The 18,369-nt window shown below is 28.9% G+C and carries 12 protein-coding genes; all 12 read right to left on the reverse strand.

Annotation, left to right across the window (positions count from 1 at the left end):
* Positions 1-469 precede the first annotated feature (469 nt).
* Positions 470-2,128 carry an IS1634 family transposase gene (locus V3249_RS02030; RefSeq protein WP_341513580.1) on the reverse strand — a complete coding sequence of 553 codons (1,659 nt, stop codon included), beginning with the start codon at positions 2,126-2,128 and terminating at the stop codon, positions 470-472.
* A 173-nt stretch (positions 2,129-2,301) separates the two neighbouring features.
* Entirely contained in the window at positions 2,302-3,297 is a 996-nt protein-coding gene (locus V3249_RS02035; RefSeq protein ID WP_337902733.1) for an IS30 family transposase, read from the reverse strand.
* A 246-nt stretch (positions 3,298-3,543) separates the two neighbouring features.
* Entirely contained in the window at positions 3,544-3,711 is a 168-nt protein-coding gene (locus tag V3249_RS02040) for a hypothetical protein (protein ID WP_010321151.1), read from the reverse strand.
* A gap of 3 nt (positions 3,712-3,714) precedes the next feature.
* Positions 3,715-4,680 carry a carbohydrate ABC transporter permease gene (locus tag V3249_RS02045; protein WP_010321150.1) on the reverse strand — a complete coding sequence of 322 codons (966 nt, stop codon included), beginning with the start codon at positions 4,678-4,680 and terminating at the stop codon, positions 3,715-3,717.
* Entirely contained in the window at positions 4,643-5,653 is a 1,011-nt protein-coding gene (locus V3249_RS02050) for a carbohydrate ABC transporter permease (RefSeq protein ID WP_069099082.1), read from the reverse strand. Before V3249_RS02050 ends, V3249_RS02045 begins: the two co-directional genes overlap by 38 nt.
* Complete coding sequence (locus tag V3249_RS02055) at positions 5,644-7,830, reverse strand: ATP-binding cassette domain-containing protein (protein ID WP_337902573.1); 2,187 nt, start codon at positions 7,828-7,830, stop codon at positions 5,644-5,646. The genes V3249_RS02050 and V3249_RS02055 overlap by 10 nt, the downstream gene beginning before the upstream one ends.
* A 1-nt stretch (position 7,831) precedes the next feature.
* Positions 7,832-8,779: a hypothetical protein gene (locus tag V3249_RS02060; RefSeq protein WP_337896742.1), complete on the reverse strand. Its 948-nt coding sequence runs from the start codon at positions 8,777-8,779 to the stop codon at positions 7,832-7,834.
* Between the two features lie 17 nt (positions 8,780-8,796).
* Entirely contained in the window at positions 8,797-10,923 is a 2,127-nt protein-coding gene (locus V3249_RS02065) for a P68 family surface lipoprotein (protein ID WP_341517654.1), read from the reverse strand.
* Between the two features lie 18 nt (positions 10,924-10,941).
* Positions 10,942-13,125, reverse strand: a complete 2,184-nt coding sequence (locus tag V3249_RS02070) for a P68 family surface lipoprotein (RefSeq protein ID WP_337896740.1) — start codon at positions 13,123-13,125, stop codon at positions 10,942-10,944.
* A 347-nt stretch (positions 13,126-13,472) separates the two neighbouring features.
* Positions 13,473-15,626 carry a P68 family surface lipoprotein gene (locus V3249_RS02075; RefSeq protein WP_341517655.1) on the reverse strand — a complete coding sequence of 718 codons (2,154 nt, stop codon included), beginning with the start codon at positions 15,624-15,626 and terminating at the stop codon, positions 13,473-13,475.
* Positions 15,627-16,330: 704 nt separating this feature from the next.
* A complete protein-coding gene (holA, locus tag V3249_RS02080; protein ID WP_252262654.1) occupies positions 16,331-17,263 on the reverse strand; it encodes a DNA polymerase III subunit delta in 933 nt (310 codons plus the stop codon).
* Complete coding sequence (locus tag V3249_RS02085) at positions 17,182-18,318, reverse strand: ComEC/Rec2 family competence protein (RefSeq protein WP_341517656.1); 1,137 nt, start codon at positions 18,316-18,318, stop codon at positions 17,182-17,184. Before V3249_RS02085 ends, holA begins: the two co-directional genes overlap by 82 nt.
* Positions 18,319-18,369 lie beyond the last annotated feature (51 nt).

Consider the following 18,369-nt stretch of genomic DNA (forward strand, 5'->3'; position numbering starts at 1 on the left):
TTCTTTCAAAACTTCATATATTTTTTTAGGCTCAATTTAAATAAAAATGAGTTTTCTATTTGCATTGAGTTTAAATAGTAGTTGTATTTTTTTATGATTTTTGTTATTTTATCCTTGAATTGATTTTTGCCAGTGTTTTTAACCTAAAAAAGTAGTTTAAATATTTCATATTTTGCTTTTTAAGTTAAAATTTTGGCATCTTAGTTTGCTTTATTTTATTAATAAGTAGATTTTTCTTTCGTAATGGTCAGATTTAAAATTTAGTGTTTTTGTCTTGATAGTTATTTTTCCAAAGTTTTTAGGCACTTTTTTAGATCCTATAAAATTAAATATTTATAGTTTTTATAAAATCCTGAATAATAAGGCTAATTTTTACCCCGAGTTTCCCAGTTTCATAAGGTAATTTTAAAAAAGTATCCGGTTTTAGGGACTTTTTTAAATTTTTTGTTAAAAGTTAATTACAATTTTTTTACCTATTTATTAAGATATTAAAGTAAAAATCGTACCTATTTCAAATATTCGGATCACTAGGGACACCATCGCGATTTTTAAATATCATTTGCTGATCTAAAGTGTTAAATTCAACCCTTTGTCTTAATTTTTGTAACATCGTTACTAAACCAATCTCAGTTAATTGATTGTTTTCAAATAACTTGTTATCACTAATATGTTTGTTGATTTTAAAAATTATAGTTTTTAAAATAACTAGCGAGATAAAACACAAAAGTGTATGAGCTAGAATATGCTCGTCAATTCTTAAAAATACAGGACGAATATTCAATAAACCTTTTAGACTTCTAAAATTAGCTTCAATATTCCACTGTTTTTGGTATTTTTCAACTATATCTAAGACATTCAAATTTAGCATATTTGTTTCATAAACATAGTAACCGTCAAATTGTTTGTCTTTGTCAATTTTACTTTGATCTAATTCAAATTTCATGTTTGAAATTTCCTTAAAATATTTAGGTTTTTTACCAAACAATTTGTTTACCTCAATAAAACCGTCTTTATTTTGTTTTTTAATAAAACTTTGGATTTGCTCTTCGCGAGCTTTTCTGTCTTTTATTGCTCTTTTTGTACTGTAAGTAATAATTCTTCTTCTGATATTTTCGGTGTACCTTTTATTCTTATAAGATGAATAAAATTCTTCTTTTTTATACTTAAAATCCGCATTTACATTAACATAATCGCTAGGATCTAGTAAATAATTTTTAAATTTTTGAGTCCCTACCTTTGCCCGATAAGAAATAATGAAATTATAGTTTCTTGATTCAAGAAATCGAATATTTGCAGCAGTTGACATGCCACGATCAGCGATTATTGTCATATTTTTGATATTATATTTGGATTCAACATCTAAAATAAAAGGGATTAATGTACTAGAATCACCGGTATTTCCTTTAAAAACTTTAATATGAAAAGGAATACCATTTTTATCACACGCTAAGCCAATGACAATTTGATCTTCTTTGAATTTAGCATCTTTAGAATAACCAGGAATTCTTAATCCATTTCTTTCAAATGTCTCAAAATAGATTGTTGATGAATCAAAATAAAATTCATTGTCCCTTTTTCCAAGTTCACTTATAACCATTTTGTTGACACTATTTAAAAGTTGATTTTGTGACTCAAAGACAAGATCTAAGAGTCTATAAAAGCTATTTTTGGAAGCATTTATTTGATTTGAGTAGTCATCTTTTTTATCAAAAGCATTAATAATGCTGCCAGGATCAGTGATCCGTTTTGAAATTAAGTAGTTAAAAATTTCTTTCATATTTTTATGTCTACTTTTAGGAAGTGATTCAAAAATATTGTGCTTTTCAATAAGTTTTTCAATTAATTCCCCGCCAACAAAAACTGAACCTTCGATTATGGTGGAATTTTTAATAGAATCAAGTAAAGCAATCTTAACTTTATGCATGTCATCTAAATTTGAAAATAATTTCAACTTTTCTTTGATAATTTGAATAGCATTTGGATTAATTTTTTCCAAATTCTGCACATTTCCTAAACTAAATCACCGTTTTGGAGCTTTACCGTAACCTTGTGTTCAGCCAACATATTTATATAGTTTATCTTTCGAGTTTCCTCAAACATTAAATAAAACCAAATTTTGTTTTTTCATAATTTATAATTATACCATAAAAATTAATTTAAAAATGTAATTAAACGGAATTAATAAAAAATAAGGTTTTACGATAAAAAAATACCGATTTACCGGTATTTTTCCCAAATTAAAAATATAAATGCAACACATACGTATTTTTAAAATCGCCGTTTGGCGATTTTTTTTAAATGTTAAATCACCAAGTTATCATTAAATACCTCTAAAGCAGATTTTCAATTAAAAATTTCCCTAGGCATTGAGTTAATTTTACTGATTGTATTTTGCAAATCATCATCGCTGATTAGGTTGAAATCGAAACCTTTTGGATAAAACCTTCTAATTAATCCGTTGGCATGTTCGTTAGAACCTCTTTGAAATGAAGCATATGGCTCTGCTTTATAAACTATTATTTTTAACCAATATGCCAATAATGCAATTTGCTCAAATTCAAATCCATTGTCGCAAGTGATTGTTTTGATATATAAATTATTTTCATTTGCAAGATCTTTGATGGCTTTATTGATGACTCTGGGATTTTTATTTCGTACTTTTTTAGCAAATAATTTTCTGGTTTTTCTTTCTACTAAGGTAAGGATACTATCGTGTCCGCTAACTTTTTTGCCAACTACTAAATCTAGCTCTCAATGTCCAAAATCTTGCCTTGAATCTATGGATTTATCCCGTGCTCAAATGGGTTTTACATAACCTGATGGAACTAATCTTTGCACGACATTTCTGGTTCTTTTTCCACCTTTTTTGTAATATTGTCTGAGTCTGTCACTCCTAACTATTACCCATTTATTAGTTTTGATTCAGTTAAAAACAGTCTTTAAAGATGGTCTTTCAATGTTCGGAAAATTTTCTGCTATATAAAAATATGTCGCTTTAACTCCATGAACTTTTTTGTCATATTTTACTGCAAAAATTTTGCTAAATTCCTCGTATTTTCCTAGTTCAACAAATCTAAAATAATACCTATGATAATATCTTTTTCGTCTTTTTGTTATTGCCAAATTAGCTTCATAAATTCCATATTCATTTAGATTTCTTTTAATTTCTCTTGAAACAGTTGAGGGTGAAACATTAAGTTGTTTAGCAATAAATCTAATACTTTTATTGTTCTGCAATAAAAACTCAATTTTTACTAAATCTTCAAAACTAAAATGCTTAAATTTTCTTTTTTCCATGATACTTCCTAAATAAAAAAATGCAACAATAATATTATTATACCATACGTTGCATTTTTATCTTCTATTTAGGAAAATACCGATTTACCGGTATTTTTTTATATTTGTATTCACTAAAAAGTGAATTTTTGCCTTCAAACTGGGAAACTCAGGAATAAGGCTAATTTTTACTATTTAATAAAAGTAAAAATAAAAAAAATTCCAAACAATTAAATGTTTGGAATTGTTGTTTAAAATTGTACTTTTTTACAAAAAGCCGTCTAAAAATGCTTGCTGGAAAAAATAGATAATTGCTCAAAAAGTTAAAGCAGTAAAACCCAAACCAACAATAACTGATACCCAAATAAATGATGATTGTAATTTAAGTCCGATTTTTTCTTTATTTTTTTTAAAAAAACTTGTCAATTTAGTCATATTTTATCCTTTTACCGTTGATCCTTGGCGTGAGACTGCGTTCATTATTCGTTTACGAAAGACAAAATAAGCAATGAACATTGGTAAAATTGTTAAAATCGCACCGGCCATTCTGATGTTTTTAAAGTAGCCTCCGGGAATTTGGGCTGTTTCATCAGCAACCCCAACTTTTTGTAATAATCAAGTATTTAAAGTTGTTAAATCAGCCGAATTAGACTGTAATATTAAAAGTGGTCAAAGGGTTGAATTTCAAGCTGAAAAAGCAGTTAGTATTCCTACAGTTCAAATTGTTGGCGATATCATTGGTGTTGCAACGCGGAAGAAATATCTAATACCAGAACAACCATCAACCATTGAGGCTTCTTTAATTCGATCAGGAATTTCTTCAAAAGCATTTCGGAACATAAATCCGGAAAAAACTGAGGCAACAAATGGACTTGTTAGGGCAAAAATTGACTGAAAACCGTCATTTCAACCAAGCATTACCATAATTCGGTATTGCCCAATTAAAAGCGCAGTTTCGGGAAGGACTAAAATTGAAAGGAAAACAACTCAAGAAGCATGTTTAAATTTTCACTTTCTTAGTGAAAAAGCATAACCAAAAGTCATTGAGAAAAAAACTTTTGCAACGACAGAAATTAAAGTAACTAAAACCGTGATTCCTAAAGCGGCAAAATAACCAGACTGGGCAGCTTTGACAAAATTATCCCAAGCAAAATGATTAGGTCAATAAACCGGAATACGCGTGTCAAGAATTTGCTCTTCAGGTGAAAGTGAATAAACTAACATAAAATAAAAAGGAAAAACTATTAAAATTCCAAAAAAGAAAAGCACGATGAACTTGAGCAAAAAGCTTGAAATTGCACTTGTAATATTTCTATTGCGAACTTGAGAATTAATTGACTCAGTTACTCTAGCGGTTTTTTTATCGCTAATATATTTTAGAATTTTTAATTTTATAATGAACATTTTTCTCCGTAATTTTGTCAGCTACTAAAAATATTGTGCTTAAAAACTTTTTGACAACAACTGAAAGGGCAATTCCAAAAACAAAAAGATAAATAGTCAAAGCACCTGCTTGGGCAAAGTTAGGTGTTCCGCGCACATTTTTGTAAATATATATCAATAAAGTTGCGCCCCCATTACTAATTGCTTCAGTTTCGTTTGCAAAAATACCGATTGGAAAAACTTTAATTCCGCCGATAATTCCGATTGTAATTAAAAAGTTAATCGTTCTTGAAACTGAAGGTAAAGTAATTTTGAAAAATTGACGAACCGGACTAGCTCCATCAATTGCCGCTGCTTTATAAAGTGTTGGATTAACTGAAAGCATTGCGGTTGTTAAAATTAAAACTTCAAAAGCAAGACTTCTTCAAACTCCAGACATTAAAACAACTAAAAGCGCATTAAAAGATGAAGGATTTCCTGAATTTAGTCACCTTGTTGAAATACCAAAAAGACGGTTAATAAAGCCAGTTTCACTATCAAAAATATAGGCAAAAGCAACTGAAACGGCAATACCTGAGGTTACATAAGGTAAAAAAAAGACAGTCTGTCAAAATCCACGGGCATATTTTCGGTGTAGTGAGGCAATTGTCGAGGCAATAATTAAACTAATTATTAAGCCAAGTGGTAGTGCTGCTATCGAATAAATGACAGAATTTCGAATTGCAATATGAAAATTAGTATCAAGGGTAATTAAATCAACAAAATTATCAAAACCAAGTCGAGTATTACCGGCAATATTAGGATTAATTTCGATACTCAAAGACTTAGAAATTGAGTATAAAAATGGTAAAAAAGTAAAAATAAAAATAACTAAAATTGAGGGCAGCAATATTAAAAAAGGCTTTCAAAATGGTTGTTTTTGGTCCAAAATTCCTAGTTCAAGATTAGTTTTTTTAATTCGCTTTTTTAGGAAATATCTATTAATTAAATTCATTGGATTCGCTCCCTTGTTTGATAATCAAATAGATGTAATTTTCCTGATTTAATATTAAATTTGACAATTTCATCGATTTCATAGGCCGGTTTTTTACGCAAGATTATTGAAATTTGACCGATATTTTCAACATCAATTTTGGCAAGAATATCTTTTCCCAAATATTCAATCACGCTAATTTTGCCTTGAAAATTACCAGCTTCATTTTCAACTAAATCTTCAGCCCTAATCCCAACTCTTATTTTTTCATGCTCATAATCTTTTAATAATTCAAAAATTATTTGATTATCAACAATGACGCTTTTAGTTTCTTTGTCATAAAAAGCATCAAAAATATTCATTTCTGGAACACCTAAAAATGAGGCAACAAATTCATTTTTAGGATTATGATACAACTCAGTTGGAGTTCCAATTTGCTGAACATATCCAGTTGACATACAAATAATTCGATCCGAAATTGACATCGCCTCTTCTTGGTCGTGAGTAACAAAAACAGTTGTTATTCCGATTTCAGTTTGAATTTTTCGAATTCACTGACGAGTTTGGACTCTTAGTTTTGCATCTAAATTTGAAAGTGGTTCGTCCATTAACAAAATATCAGGATGTCGAACAATTCCACGGGCAATTGCAACTCTTTGTTGTTGTCCACCAGAAAGTTTTGTTGGTTTTTTAGCTAAATTTTTAGTTATTTCAACCTTCTCGGCTGTTCGTAAAACAGCACGATTTATTGCTTCTTTTATTGAAATATTATCATTTTGATACTCTTGATATTGCTTTAATTCTTGCTCGTTTAACTTTGAAGTATTAAGCGAAAACTTATTAATCAAGTTTCTTTCATAGTCTAAAAAGAGTTTTAAAGTTTCCTTTTTGTAAGTTTTTGATTTAGTTTTAAGCGATTTTAAAAGCAACAAATTCGGTGAATGACGAGTATTTGTTTCAAGAAATTTCTTTTTTGTCTCAAGGTAAGTTTGCTCAAGATTTGCAAGTTTTCCTGAATTTTTAATTTGATTTTTTTCGTTTTCAATTTCAGTTTTAAATCAAAGCTCTTTTTCTTTTTTTCGTTGATTGAAAGCCTCAATTTGTTCTTGATAATCTAATTTGATCGATTCAGCATCTTTTAGACTTGTTTTATTAGAAAAATTTTTAAAACCTTGTTGAATTTTAGCCAGCTCTATTTTTGAATTACTAAGAAATTGTGCTTGCAATTTCTCAAGTTTTTCTAATTTTTCATATAAAAGTGCTTTTTGTTCCAAAAAGTTTTGCCGAGCTCGAACTAGTTCAGGAGCATTTTTGATTGCGTATTTTTCATCCTGAATTTTGTTTTTATGAGCTTTTTTGTCAAGTTTGGCTTGTTTTTTAATTTTTTCAACTTTTAATTTATAAGCTTTTCGAAAAGTAATTGCCTGTTGAATTGGACAAATTTCCCCTTCTTTTTTACCAAAAATTCTTTTTCAAAAAGCCCAAAAAATTGATGCAGACTTGCCTAATTTTAAAAAATCAATAGTTAAATTTTTAATTTCAGCCTGTTTGTGTGCTTCAATTAAAAAATAATCGGTCTGAAGTTGATTTAAATTATGATAAATTTGTGTTTTAAGTTCGTTATAATCATGTTCTAATTGGCGGTAAATATCAAAATAATCAAATAGTTTATTTTTGTAAATTTCTAGATCTTCAAGTGAAGCACCATTTTTGGCCAGAACAATTGAATTAGCATTTACACGTGCAAGCATCGATTTTTCAAGTGCTTTTTGCTTTCATCTTGGGTCATTATGCAAAGAAAAAGCAATGTTTCCAAAAACATTTAAATGCGGATAGAGCGCATAATTTTGGAAAACAAGACCAATTTTACGCTGCTGAGGTGACTTTCGAGTTACATCTTCGCCATTGAAAATAATTTGACCTGAAGTTGGATTTAAAAGACCAGCAATTGCATTTAAAATTGTAGTTTTACCTGAACCAGAGGGTCCTAAAAGTGTAACAAGTTCACCTTTGTAAATTTTAATATTTGCACTGTCAACAGCCAGTGTTTCACCAAAGTCAATTGTTAGATCTTTAATTTCAATTGCAGGTATTGAAAATTTCGATTTATAACGACTATTTGAGGCCTGCCGAATTTTTTTTAACTCGGATTCAAAGTTATTTTTTTCGATTTTTTTATTATCATCTGCTTTTTTCATATTATTTATTATTTCCACTTTTTGTATCTTTTGAATTTTCTAACCTAAATTTATACCAGTCAACAACATTGTTATTTTCATTTTCTTTACCTAGAACTAAAAAGTCAGAAATTTTTGCAAGACCTCGTGTTTTATAGATAGATTCAAGATTTTCATTAAGCGAAGATATGCTTGAATCTTTTAATTTTTCATAAATTCCGAACTTTTTATTAATGGAATTCTCAACTGCTGCTGCTTGTTTGATTGAATTATAATAATAAATTGTAGTCTGGTTAGTTATTCCTGAAAATCCTGATTGCAAAGTTGGAACCGCAAGTCCTGCTTTTGTTATTTCAACGCCATAAGATTTATAAAATCCATTATGACCAAAAAATAAACTTCCAACATAACGGTTAAAAGAACGCGCTGGACCTGTTTTTGGGTAGACAAAATAAACTTCAGTGCCTTTTGGCAACATTTTTTCGGCAAATTTAGTTGCCCGACCAGCATATTCGGCCTCAAGTCCTTCAGTTTTTTTATAAGTTCCAGATTGGGACGTTCCTACCTCGGGAGTGTCAATACTTTCAATTCTGACATTAAAAACAGGTTCGATTAGAACTTCGCCAACAGATTTTAAGGTCGCTGTATCGCCATCAGTCCATTTTTGAATTTGAACTTTTTGGAGGTTAAAAAATTTTGAATCAGGCAAAGTATCGTCTTTAAATTTCAGTTTATCTTCTTCAGTTCAAGAATAATTTGGATTAAGAAATTTTGCAATGTCTTTGGCATATTGACTATCTTGGTTTTTCAAATCAAGCTCAGGATTTTGTGAAAAATCCTCTATTTTATAGTATTTTTGGGCCTGAAAGTAACCTTGGGTGCCTTGATTTGTTGTACAAGCGGCAATAAAAAAAGGGATAAAAGTAAAATTTATACTAGTAAAAAACAGCTTTAAAAATTTTCTTTTCATAAGACAAATTTATCAGATTAATTTTTTTCTCTTGCAAATTCAGGTCCTAAATTTTGACTCAAAGTGTTTAGAAAATCGTTAAAACTAGGAACAGTGCCATTGGCTGCCTTAAGTGATTGCATTTGTGCAACGGTTGAGTCTAAATTTGAACGAAATTTAGAGGATCTAGCATCAGCATTATCATAAACAAGCGAATAATTTGCTTTAGCTTGTTCGTCATTAAAACGACTAAATTGTTCAAGTGCTAATTTTTGACCTTTGTTTTTTGGTTTAGAAACAACTGGACTTAGCGTTGATTTTAGTGGTAATAAATATGAAGTTGCTTTTGAAAAATACTCAACAGGAGTTATTTTTCCGAATTTGTCACCAAAGTCGACTTTTTCAGTTAGGATTCAATTTACAAAAGCCTTAACAGCACGGTCTTCTTTTTCATTTGCGTGAATAAAAATCAAATCAGGGCCTTGGGCAGCAACGGCAGTAATTTTTGAATTATTGTCAAATTTGTGCGGTGCTGCTAAAATATCCATTTCATCTTCGTTAAGTGAACTTGAGGCTTCTGTTATTTCAACGCCATTGTATCCGGTAATTACAATTGGCTTAAATTTTTCTTCTTTATCAAGAACTTTGTATGATCCTTCAATGATTCCAGAAGGAACCTCATCTCGGTCAGTAAAATAAAACAACTCTTTTTTCGGGTTTTTTTCTAGAAGACTTTTAATTTCAGCTAAAATTGATTGCTTAATTTTAACGGTGTCTTTACCATTAAGCGCTTTAACTTTAATTTCTTTTGAGATGTCTGCTAAATCTGATGCCTTAATTACTGCCGAAAATCTTGCATTTGGGCTGTAAATATGTTCAACATTTTCGTGAGTAAAACTTACTTTGTAATTTTTGTCGTTTGCTCTTATGTAATTATGGTGAAATCCTGCTGTTGATCCGATTGAAAAAAGTTGTTGATGATTACGGAAATAAGTTGAATTATATTCACCAGGAGTTGTAAAATAAATTGACTTATCAGCCATTCCTTTGGTGAGTAGCTCATAAACTTGTTTTAAATTTTTGTATCTGTCTGATTCAGGTTTTTTGAAAAATGATGTATAACTAATAAGATTTTCTTTTCGATTTAAAACGGTAACTTCTTTAGATTTATCATTTTCTGACAAAGAACGTGAAAGCCCATAAATTAAAGTAGCTGCATTGTCAATTCCTAAAACTGATTTTGCCGCAGTTAGACTTGAGCCTTCAAGTGCTTTTGGAAAAGCTTTGACAATTCTTGAAGATAATTTCTGTAAATCACTAAAGTTTTCAATATCAGATTTTTTAAACTCATAACCAGAAAGACCATCAGCGCTTGGCACATATTCTTTTCAAAGTTTTTGAATTTCCTTAACATCTTCAGTTTTTTGGGTAGCTAATTTGGTAAATTCTTCAAAAAAAGCTTTGTCTTCAGGCTTAATTTTTGCTGGATTTGAGTCATTCATTGCCTGTTGAATAATTCAACCAAATAAAACTTTATTTACATATAAACCTTCAGAAGATTTTCCAAACGGAAGAGTGTAGACTCCTTTTTCATCAAGAAACGGAATTTCTGAATTAATTTGCAAAAAGTCTTCAATTCCTTGCTCTTTTAGGAATTTTTTGGTAATTTTTTCATTCTCATCAGTTGGATCTTGATCTGATTTTAGATCAGTAACAATCGGAAATGTCATTGAATATTTATTTACAATCGCCAATAAAGATGAATAATTTGTAACAATATTAGGTAATTTAAGTCGATCTTTTGTGTTTAAAAAAGTGTCAATTGAATTAGATGCTCCTGAATATCCCCCTTGAAAGGATTGCTCTTTCATTTCTACAAAATCAGGTTTATCTTTTTGGGTTGTATTTCAAAGTTCGATAATTTTATTTAATGCTTTAATTTCATTTCCGCTTGAAGAAAAATTGTGACCAAAAACTAACTTACCATCTTCAGGAGTGTCAAATGTAAATCCTCTAACTCCATTTGAACCGGACACAACACCACAAGAAGCAATAAGTCCAACTGGTGCTAAAACTGATAAAGAAGATAAGAAAATCCGACTAATTTTCTTTGCTATGTTATTTTTATGCCTTAATTTTGTACCTTTTTTACTATGTGTGTTCATTTTTTTCTCCTTAGTATTTTATTTTTGTGTATTTTTTTCTGTTTTTAATTTAACTGATGCCCCAATATTCTCCTTTAGAATTCTAAGAAAAGTATTAAACTCAAGATTTAAATTCGGGTTGGCTAAAAACTGATTGTAAAGTTGAGAAACACTTCCTAAAGTTGCTTTTCGGAAAGTATTTGAGTCAATTCCGGCAGGTTCGGTAAAAACTCTATATTTTTCAGGGTTTTTTAGCTGACTTTGGAATTGTTCATAAGCAACTTTGAAAGCATTATTTTTTGCAAAAGCTGGATTTTGATCAAAATTTGATTCCAAATTTGCCTTAGTTGGATTGATGTTTGAAGCTGAAAATGCTAAAAAATCGCTTGGAGTTACAGTCATTTTTTTGTTATTTGGCCCGTCAAATTCAATTTTTTCTGAAATAAATCATTTAATAAAGTTAAGTGTGGCTTCATTTTCGACTTCATTATTATAAAATCCGATCAAAGATGGACCTTGGGACGTAACAATATTAAATTTATTTGACTCTTGTGTTTTTGAAGGCTCGTTGAGAAATTCTAACTCGTCTTCATTAAGTTTTTGGTGTGATTTTGAAAAAATAAAAGCATTTTCAGGTTGATTAAAGAGTTTAACTTTGTTTTTTGCTGATTCAACATAAAGTGAAGAGGTGTTTGAATCTTCTTTTGTTTTATCAGCAACTCACTTGTCAAAATCAGAATCAATTGCTAAAAAATTAAAACTATTTAAATTAGTCTTTGATTTTATAGCGTTTTTTATTTTTTCAATTAGATCCTTGTCATCAGTTTTGCTTAAAAAAATATCGTTTTCTTTGACAGAAAATGCATCTGCTTCATAAACATAACCGGTTGAATTATCTAAAATTTGGTGAACTTTTGCAATTGCATTTGCAGGCATATTTTCTTCACTTACTATTTTTCAAATTTTAGATTTTGAGCCAACCGGGTAGTCAAAAGTTTTTGTATTAACTTTTAGACGTAAAAAATTTTGTCCTTGTTTTTCAAAGTTACGCGAATAATCACTTGTTGAAGTAATTGCAAAAACTAATTGGTGATTTTTTAAAAATTCGCTAGCTTTAGTTCTGCCGCTTGTTGGACCAAGTAATTTATTTTTTACTAAATCTGACAATATTTCATAGGCTTTTTTTGTATTTTGGTGACTTTTGGTTGTCTCATCAAAAAGACTTGTATAGTTGAGCGAGACACCATCAAGATTTTTAAAATAACTTGAATTTTCATATTCACCATCTGCCTGGGCAAATGCTACAAAAAAGAAGAGTGCAGCTGTATCATTTAGTCCGAGTAAAAAGTTAACTTTTTCGGTTTGACTACCTTTTTCGGCATCTGGGAACGATTTTCTAACTCGACTTAAAAAATCAATTAGGTCTTTATAATTATTGAATTTTTCAAAACTAAAAGTATAGCCTTCAAAACCGCCTTGATCTGAAGGAAAACTTTTGTACTCTCCTCAGACTTTTTTAATATATTCAAGATCAGTTTTTTTTGGATCTAGATTTTCAACTCGTGTTTTATCAGACTCGCTAATTTTAAAATTAGGACTTGTTTTTGCCGATTCTAAAATGTATGATAAAACTGGTTTGTCGAGCAAAAGTGCCTTTGAAGTTTTTAGAATTGGTAAAAAAGCTAGTGTATTTTGGTCAATTCCAGGTACATTTTTTGTTTCAGCCAGAAATCTTTCATCATAACTATTTTTAATAGTCTGGGCTAAATCGCTTTGGGAATTTAGATCCAAAATCATACCGTGTTTATTCAAACTAGCCGCCAGAGCTGGGTAATTTAGTGTTAAATTCGGCAGTTTTTTTGTATCTTTAACTTGTAAAAATGTTGTTAAATTAGTTTGATCATCGATGTAATTTGCCGCGATATTTTCTAATTTTACCGGTAAAAATCCTGCCTGTTTGTCTTTAACTTCGGATTTTTGGTTTCATTTTTCAAAAATTGCTTTTAGAGCTTGAGTTCGGGGATCTGTAAGTCCAAAAATTACGCGAAAATCGATTGTATTGTCATTTTCGGTTTCAAAATGAAGTGGATTGTCTTTTTGTGATTTTAATTCACTGTGATTTGCATTTGAAAAACAGGATGTCAAAATAGCCAAAGAAGAAACCGGTCCTAAGCTAATTGCTGTTTTTAAAAATATTGACTTAAATTTGTTGATTTTTTCCATTGTTGTTAAATTTCTTTTTTAATAAGAAGATTTGCAGTATCTGTAATTAGTGTTTATTTATTTTTTAAAAGTGACTTTAATTTTTTAATTTTATTGTTCCAAATTGCTCTCCTGTTAGTTTTTAAAATAAAAAAGCACAACGATAAATTATCTTAATTTACTTAGTCAAAACTTTAACAATTTAGACCAACTAACAACAAATAATTTCCAGTTGTGCTTAACATTTGAGATTATTATATAACTTTTTAGAAAAAATTAACAAAAATTACTATTTTTTCTTAAATTTGTTGAATTTTTTTCAAATTAATTAAACTTTAATTTAAAAAAGTTAAGCCTTTGGTCAAAAATTAACTCACGCTTGCTGAATTTAATTTTGTCTTCAGTGCTGTTAAAAATTTATCAAAACTTGCTTGATCTTGGGATCCATCAGCAACAAGACGACCCATTTGGTTTAGTGTTGATTTTACCTCAAGACGGATTAGTGCACTTCTTGAGTCAACTGGGTCCATATAAAATGAGTTGTGCTGCGGGTCATCATTAACGGTTTTAAAATTTTTAAATGCGGCTCTAAAAGAATTATTTTGCTGAAATTGTTCAGTATTAGATAAATTTTGGCCAAAAACTTGTTTTGTTGGCGCTAGATAATTTCCACGAAATGCAACATATTCACTCGGACTACCATGATATTTTGCCTCACCAGATTGGCCTTGGTAAGTAAAGTCTTGTTTGTGAGTTAGCATTCATTTTAGGAAATTTTTTGTTGCAATATCTTCTTCGGCATTTGAGTGAAAAGCGATTAAATCTGGACCTTGGTAAGTATAAATACTTTTTGAATCACTGCTTGAATTTTTAATTGGCTCTTGGAGGAAAACAACTTCATTTTGGTTTAAATGTTTATCTCCACCTGGATTTTCAACACTGGCATTTTTTAGTAAAAAAATGTCATTTTTATCATTTTTATTTGTAAGATTAATTATTTCTGAGTCAGTGTTTTTAATTTTTTCTTGATAAAACTTAGAAAAATCTTCACCAAAAACTAAATAAGATTGACTAGAATTTTTTGAATTAGAATCAACAAATTCTTTTACTTTTTTAGCTTGACTAGTGTCTTTAGGATCTAAATAAACATTTGAATCAGCATAAGTTGAACTTTTAGTCTCATTTATTAACTGGCTAATTTGACTTGTTAAGACATTTTTTAGTTCATAAATTGCTTTTTGGGAATCTTTTTGGCCTGTACCTAGCTCACGAATTTGGTATGCTTGGATTTTTGAAGAAAATGGAATTTTTTCAGTTTTGCCATTTACTTGGAAAACAAAATTAGAATTTGACTTTACAAACCGGCGTTGATAATTACTTGTTGAGGAAATTGCCATGGCAAGTTGGTGATTATTCATCAAATTGTTGGCAAAACTTTCTTGGGAAAACCTTCCTGGATAAAAAAATGCATCAGATTTAAAAAGATCTAAAATTTGTTCATAATTTTTCTTTGTATTTTGATAACTTTGCGAATTTTTGTTAAATAATTTATCAAAACTAACTCGTTCTAATTCTTTTGATTTTTCCCTGGTTACCTCAAACATAAAATTAGAATAATTCCCGCCAGCTGATGCAAAAATTTTGGCAAAAGCTAAATTTTCAATGTCATCAGTCCCGAAAGGAAAATCTCCTGTGCTAATGTCAGCTGGTTTTAATACAAATCCTTGTTTAATTCTTTTGGAAAAATCAAAAACTTTATCATAATATTTGAATGTCTCGTGTGAAAGTTCAAAATTCTGTCAAGGATTAGGGTTTTTATCGTCAAATTTTCGCGGTGCTCAGAGCTTTTTGATATGTTCGGTGTCTGATTTTGGCAAAGAAAACTGTTCAAAAAAACGTTTATCTTCCGGAGAATCTGCAATTTTAGCGCCATTTTTCTTTGCATTTTCAATAATTCAGGCCATAACTGGTCCGTCTATAACTAAAGTCTGCGAAGATTTAACAAATGGAATTGTATAAATTCCTTTTTCATCAAGAGTTGCGATTTGAGTATTAGATTCGAGAAATTTTGGATGATAAGTATCTTTTATAGCCTGAGCTAAATCTGGAAACTTATTTAGATCTAAAAGCATTTTATGTTTAGCCGCACTTGCCGCAACAGCTGGATAATTTATTACAAGATTTAGGGTTTGATTTTTATCATTGGCAGAAAAAATTTGCTCGAATTTAGCAGCCATTACGGTGTAATCTTTGTCATAATTTGGAGTTAATTTAATTGGTAAATACTCGTGATTATTTTGATCTTTAACTTCTGGTTTTTCATTTCAAAGTTTAACAACTTGATCTAAGGCCTGAAATCTTGGCTGTTTTTCATTTCAACTTGTTACAAATTGAAGCTGCCCGTCATTATTTCCGTCAAATTTAAATTCCTTAGCATTCGTAGTGCTTAATGTACAGGATACTAAGGCTAATCCCGAGATAAGAAGTGGTGAGAATAAAATTGGTTTTGCTAGTTTTTTCATAGTTTTTTGATCCGTCTTTTTTTGTTTTGTTTTTAAAAATAAAAAATCACCCCAAAAAATAAATTGTTTGAATTAAAACAAGTTAATAAAAACAAACGGTAAATTTTTTGAGATGATTTTAAATTTGCCATCATTATAGCACAAATTTCCAAAAACAAAAATATTTTAAAATTTATTTTTAATGACCTGACTTTACCAGTTTGATGGCAAAAATTCACTTTTTAGTCAATACAAATATGAAAAAATACCGGTAAATCCGGGCTTTTTGAGGCTAAAATCTTAAGTTCTATTATTTTAAAATTAACCTTTTGCAAAAAAAAAAAAAAATGCTTGGTCTAAAAAAAATTTCTGTTATAATATAGTCACTAAGAATGAATTAATAAATTTTGATATTGAACCAAGGAGTGATCAAGGATGTTTTTGTCATAAAAAAATCAGAAAATGCGAATTATCCATTATATTTTTTAATATGATGGAATGCCTTAAATTACCCGTTTAGAAATCTTTAAATTTAGGGCTTTTGGTTATTGTTCTTTCAAAACTTCATATGTTTTTTTAGGCTCGCTGCAAATAAAAACGAGTTTTCTATTTGCATTGAGTTTAAATAGTAGTTGTATTTTTTTATGATTTTTGTTAGTGTTTTAACTATAATTTATTTAAAAAACCATTTTTTTTTTTTTTTGCAATTTTGGGGATTAAATTAGTTATCTTAACACTTGGAGCAAATATAATTCAAAGGCTATTTTGTTATTAATTTGCGAAGTTTTGATTTCTGTATCTAATTTTGCAAGATTAATTATTAATTTTTCAATTTTTTTAATTCCGTTTTTATTATATAGTTCGACTGCTTTTTTAAGTTGGAAATCAGAAATATTAAGATTTTTAGTGATGTAAGAATCTTTTTTACCTGCTTTTTTGTGTAAAAAAACAATAAAACTAAGCAATAATTTTGAGTTAATTTGCCCTAATAACAAGCCAATTGTGTGTCCTTCTAATAATTTTTGTCGGTAAAATTTTAGAACTTTTGTTAAATCAAAATCAACAAATGATTCAATAAAACCTCAAGTAGAATATGATGAGTAATCGCTTATATATTCGCGAATTATTGCTGAATTTATAGGTTTATTTAGAGTTTTTAGCTTTGCAATTTCATTATAAATAATTCAACCATTTAGCGGTAAGACTGATTCAAGCTCAAAAATTTTGGTTGCTTCTAATTCAACATTAAATTTTTTGACCATTTGAGCAATAAATTGGCCAACATTTTGTTTTGTAATTTGCTGGGCTTCAATTATTTTAGTGGCCTGAGGAGTAAAACGCTTATAAATTCATGAATTTTTAAGAGCAAAATTGGTTAAATTTTCATCAAAAACATACTTAAAAATGATTGTGTGTTTTGTCTTTATGATTTTAGAAGCCAGTAGATTATTTAATTTTTCATTTTTTGAAAAAAGCAAAAAATTATTAAAAATTAATACTTTTTTTTCGTCGAAAAGTGATGAATCTTCAAGGTTTTCCTGTATAAAATCTAGCGAATCATTTGCAAAAAAATTTATTAATAATGAGTTTTTAATTTCTGGGAGTCTGAAAATTTTTTCTTGGACAAGGAAATTGTCGCTTCCAATGATGAAAAACATACTAATGAAATTATACATGAAATAATTAAAAAAGCTAAACTGGATTGAATATTTAAAGTTAAAATTTGAAATTCCTGAATATAACCAACACTCTGGATGAAAAACTTGCTAATTCACTCAACAATTTGTGGATTAAAAATAAATATAAGCAAACTTGCGTATAAAAAAGTAAAAAAACCAGTAAAAACAATCGTATTTATTGGTGCCATAAAGTTGTAATATGAATTTAAAAAAGTTGAAAAAATACTGCTAAAAAAATTTATAAATAAGAAATTAATAACAACTTTATGCCAATTTTTTGGAAATTTTATCTGACTTATAATTGTTATTATAAAACTAATTGTAAATGTCAAAACAAACCCTACTGAGTAAAAAATCAAAGGATTTATAGATAAAATTAAAATTCCACTCATTGATAGAAGTTCTATTTTATTAAATTTTTTATTCAAAAATAATTTATTAACTTCAATGATACCTCAGAATAAAAATCCTCTTAAGAATGAAATTGAAAAATTGAACAAAAACAGTTGAAAAGTCAAAAAACAGAAAAATAAAGGTTTGTATATAAATTGCCGTATTTTCAACATTTTGGAAAATGAAAAAAATAATTGTTTAAAAAGGTTAATATGAAATCCTGAAACGACAAAAATTTGGTAGACTCCAAGATTTACTAATATTTTTCGAAATTCACTAGCATCCACCGGAGTTTCGGCAAGAAAAATCATCGGAATGAGCTTTTTTGAATAATTTTCTTGAATCGAGAAAAATTTTCTAACTTTTGCAAAAATAGTATTGCTTTCTTCTAAAAAAGTAATTTTTTCATCTTCTAAAACTAAAAAGGAACCTTTTGACTTCAAATACGAAACAAAGTCAAAATCTGATGTGTTTTTAGGTCTAACAAGTTTCCCGCTCAGTTTTAATAGTGTTCCAATTTCATATTGATTGCCGCGGATAAAAATTTTGTCACTCTCAAACTTTACAAAATTTCCAAAACTAACTTTATCGACAACTTTACTTTCAAAACTAACGCTTGAATTTGCAATTTTTGGAAACATTAGTCAATAAGATACTAAAAAAAATAACAATAATATCAGTAAAAAAATAAT

Origin of the sequence: Mesomycoplasma ovipneumoniae, assembly GCF_038095995.1 — a bacterium.
In the GTDB taxonomy this organism is placed as follows: Bacteria; Bacillota_I; Bacilli_A; order Mycoplasmatales; family Metamycoplasmataceae; genus Mesomycoplasma; species Mesomycoplasma ovipneumoniae_F.